The sequence below is a fragment of the Streptomyces sp. NPDC056347 genome (genome assembly GCF_042262625.1).
Lineage (GTDB): Bacteria > Actinomycetota > Actinomycetes > Streptomycetales > Streptomycetaceae > Streptomyces.
This window is the reverse complement of sequence record NZ_JBHJQP010000160.1, coordinates 1-3,913: the sequence shown is the minus strand read 5'-3', so window position 1 is coordinate 3,913 and position 3,913 is coordinate 1. Positions and strand designations below refer to the sequence as shown.

Genomic DNA, 3,913 nt, shown 5'->3' with positions numbered 1-3,913 from the left:
GCTTCTACTTGCCGCCGACGGTGGGGGCGCTGCCCCCGGCGCGCGGTGATTTGGTCGTCTTACTAATTATTTTTTCACATTCTGCTCAATTTTACCCGCTGTCGCGGGCGGGGGCCCTCACACGCCCCCGCCCGACGGAGACCCCAGCACAGCAGGACCGGACTGCACGAAGGGGAAGCCATGACAGCGACGACCGACGGAAGCACCGGGGCCGTGAACCCCGTAGCGGCCTCGGCCAGCCAACCGACCGACACAACCATCGCCGCGGACGACGTGCTCGCCGCCGCGCGGCGGGCCGCGGAACGCTCGGTGGAGCACCTCCTCGGCCGGCAGGACGAGCAGGGCTGGTGGAAGGGCGACCTCGCCACCAACGTCACGATGGACGCGGAGGACCTGCTGCTCCGCCAGTTCCTCGGCATCCAGGACCCGGACACGGTACGGGCCGCAGGCCGCTTCATCCGCGGCGAACAGCTCGGGGACGGCACCTGGGCCACCTTCCACGGCGGGCCGGGCGAACTCTCCACCACCATCGAGGCGTACGTGGCGCTGCGGCTGGCCGGGGACCGGCCGGACGAACCGCACATGGCCCGCGCCTCGGCCTGGATCAGGGAACAGGGCGGGATCGCCGCCTCCCGGGTCTTCACCCGGATCTGGCTGGCCCTCTTCGGCTGGTGGAAATGGGACGACCTCCCCGAACTCCCGCCCGAGCTGATGTTCTTCCCGAAGTGGGCCCCGCTCAACATCTACGACTTCGGCTGCTGGGCCCGCCAGACCATCGTGCCGCTCACCATCGTCTCGGCGAAGCGGCCCGTCCGCCCGGCCCCCTTCCCGCTCGACGAACTGCACACCGACGCCCGCCGCCCCAGCCCGCCCCGCCGCCCCGCACCGGCCGCCAGCTGGGACGGTGTCTTCCAGCGCCTGGACAGGGCACTGCACCTCTACCGCCGCGTCGCCCCGCGCGCGGTGCGCCGGACCGCGATGAACGCCGCGGTCCGCTGGATCATCGAACGCCAGGAGAACGACGGCTGCTGGGGCGGCATCCAGCCCCCCGCCGTGTACTCCGTCATCGCCCTGCACCTGATGGGCTACGACCTCGACCACCCGGTGATGCGGGCCGGGCTCGAATCCCTCGACCGGTTCGCGGTGTGGCGCGAGGACGGCGCCCGGATGATCGAGGCCTGCCAGTCACCGGTGTGGGACACCTGCCTGGCCACCATCGCGCTCGCCGACGCCGGTGTCGGCCCCGACCACCCCGCCCTGGTGAAGGCCGTGGACTGGATGCTCGACGAGGAGATCGCCCGGCCCGGCGACTGGGCGGTGCGCCGCCCCCGGCTCGACCCCGGCGGCTGGGCCTTCGAGTTCCACAACGACAACTACCCGGACATCGACGACACCGCCGAGGTGGTCCTCGCGCTGCGCCGGGTCCGCCATCCCGATCCGGCGCGCGTCGAGGCCGCGATCCGGCGCGGCGTGCGCTGGAGCGTCGGCATGCAGTCCCGCAACGGCGCCTGGGGCGCCTTCGACGCGGACAACACCAGCCCGTTCCCCAACCGGCTGCCCTTCTGCGACTTCGGCGAGGTCGTCGACCCGCCGTCCGCCGACGTCACCGGGCACGTGGTGGAGATGCTCGCCGTCGAGGGCCGGTCCGCGGACCCCGCCACCCGGCGCGGCATCCGGTGGCTGCTCGCCGAACAGGAGGAGGGCGGCGCCTGGTTCGGTCGCTGGGGCGTCAACTACGTGTACGGCACGGGGTCGGTGGTCCCCGCGCTGGTGGCCGCCGGGCTGCCCGGTACGCACCCGGCGATCCGGCGCGCGGTCGGCTGGCTGGAGTCCGTGCAGAACGACGACGGCGGCTGGGGCGAGGACCTGCGCTCCTACCACGAGGAGAAGTGGATCGGGCACGGCGCCTCGACCGCCTCCCAGACCGCCTGGGCGCTGCTGGCCCTGCTGGCGGCCGGGGAACGGGACGGCGCGGCCGTACGACGGGGCGTCCGCTGGCTCACCGAGACGCAGCGGGCCGACGGGTCCTGGGACGAGCCGTACTTCACCGGTACCGGTTTCCCGTGGGACTTCTCCATCAACTACCACCTCTACCGCCAGGTCTTCCCGCTCACCGCCCTCGGACGGTACGTGCACGGCGAGCCGTTCGCCGACCGCGCGGCCGCCTTGAAGGGGGCCTGATGACCGACGGGCCGGGCACGGCCGGTCCCGCTGCCCCGCTGCTGATCGCCTGTGCGCTCGGCATCGAGCGGTTCGCCCTGCGCAGCGGCCGGGCCGGGGCCGGCGAGGCCCCCGGTCCGGTCACCGTGCTCCGTACCGGCATGGGCCCCAGGGCGGCCGAGGAGGCCGTCGTACAGGCGCTCGGCCGGGACGGTGCGGACGGTGCGGCGGTGCTGGCCTCCGGGTTCTGCGCCGGGCTGCGGCCCGGGATGCGGCCCGGGGACCTGGTGGTCGCCGACGAGACCCGGGAGGCCGGGGAGTCGACCGCCTGCACCGGCACGGGCCTGCTCGCCCTGGCCCTGTCCAGGGCGGTGCCCGGCCGCACCGTCCACACCGGCCCGCTGACCGGCTCCGACCATGTCGTACGCGGACATGAGCGGGCCGGACTGCGGGCCACCGGAGCGATCGCGGTGGACATGGAGTCCGCCGCGACCCTGCGTACCGCTCTGCGTTCCGGGCCACGCCCGGTTGCCGCCGTACGGGTGGTCGTGGATGCTCCGGAGCATGAGCTCGTTCGCATCGGCACGATACGCGGTGGAATATCGGCTTTCCGCGTTCTCCGTGCCGTCCTGCCTGCTTTCTACGAATGGCACCGATCCTTGCTGCTCCCCAGGAGGTGAGCCAGATGGCCATGCCGCTCCGCCAGTCCATCAAGGTCGCGACGTATCTCATCGAACAGAAGCTTCGTAAGCGGGAGAAGTTCCCGCTCATCGTGGAACTGGAACCCTTGTTCGCGTGCAATCTCGCCTGCGAGGGCTGCGGGAAGATCCAGCATCCGGCAGGCGTGCTCAAGCAGCGCATGCCGGTGGCGCAGGCCGTGGGCGCGGTGCTCGAATCGGGTGCCCCGATGGTCTCCATCGCGGGCGGCGAACCGCTGATGCACCCGCAGATCGACGAGATCGTGCGGCAGCTGGTGGCACGCAGGAAGTACGTCTTCCTGTGCACCAACGCGATGCTGATGCGGAAGAAGATGGAGAAATTCACGCCCTCTCCCTATTTCGCCTTTGCCGTGCACATCGACGGGCTGCGCGAGCGGCACGACGAATCCGTTGCCAAGGAAGGCGTTTTCGACGAGGCGGTGGCGGCGATCAAGGAGGCCAAGCGGCGCGGCTTCCGGGTCACCACGAACTCCACCTTCTTCAACACCGACACCCCGCAGACCGTCATCGAGGTCCTCAATTACCTCAACGACGACCTGAAGGTCGACGAAATGATGATCTCGCCGGCCTACGCCTACGAGAAGGCACCCGTCCAGGACCACTTCCTGGGCGTCGAGCAGACCCGTGAACTGTTCAGAAAGGCGTTCGCGGGCGGCAACCGGGGCCGCTGGCGGCTGAACCACTCGCCGCTCTTCCTGGACTTCCTGGAGGGCAAGGCGGACTTCCCGTGCACCGCCTGGGCCATTCCGAACTACTCGCTGTTCGGCTGGCAGCGGCCCTGCTACCTGATGAGCGACGGCTACGTTCCGACCTACCGTCAGCTCATCGAGGAGACCGACTGGGACAAGTACGGCCGGGGCAAGGACCCGCGCTGCGACAACTGCATGGCGCACTGCGGCTACGAGCCCACCGCCGTGCTCGCCACCATGGGGTCGCTGAAGGAGTCCCTGCGCGCGGCGCGCGAGACCGTCTCCGGGAACCGCTGACGCCGGGACCGCGGGCGGGCCGGTGGCCCGGGGAGACCTCCCCGGACC

Annotated in this window: 3 protein-coding genes; all 3 read left to right on the top strand. The window is 71.0% G+C overall.

Going from position 1 to position 3,913, the window contains the following annotated elements:
* Positions 1 to 180 precede the first annotated feature (180 nt).
* From shc to hpnH, 3 genes are read left to right on the top strand one after another with little or no spacing between them, the layout of a single operon-like run.
* Positions 181 to 2,181 (top strand): squalene--hopene cyclase, encoded by a 2,001-nt coding sequence (gene shc, locus ACFCV8_RS28635; RefSeq protein ID WP_376688357.1) that lies wholly within the window; start codon positions 181 to 183, stop codon positions 2,179 to 2,181.
* Positions 2,181 to 2,840 (top strand): 1-hydroxy-2-methyl-2-butenyl 4-diphosphate reductase, encoded by a 660-nt coding sequence (locus tag ACFCV8_RS28630; protein ID WP_376688356.1) that lies wholly within the window; start codon positions 2,181 to 2,183, stop codon positions 2,838 to 2,840. Before shc ends, ACFCV8_RS28630 begins: the two co-directional genes overlap by 1 nt.
* A gap of 5 nt (positions 2,841 to 2,845) precedes the next feature.
* Positions 2,846 to 3,865: an adenosyl-hopene transferase HpnH gene (hpnH, locus tag ACFCV8_RS28625; protein WP_376688355.1), complete on the top strand. Its 1,020-nt coding sequence runs from the start codon at positions 2,846 to 2,848 to the stop codon at positions 3,863 to 3,865.
* Positions 3,866 to 3,913: the final 48 nt, after the last annotated feature.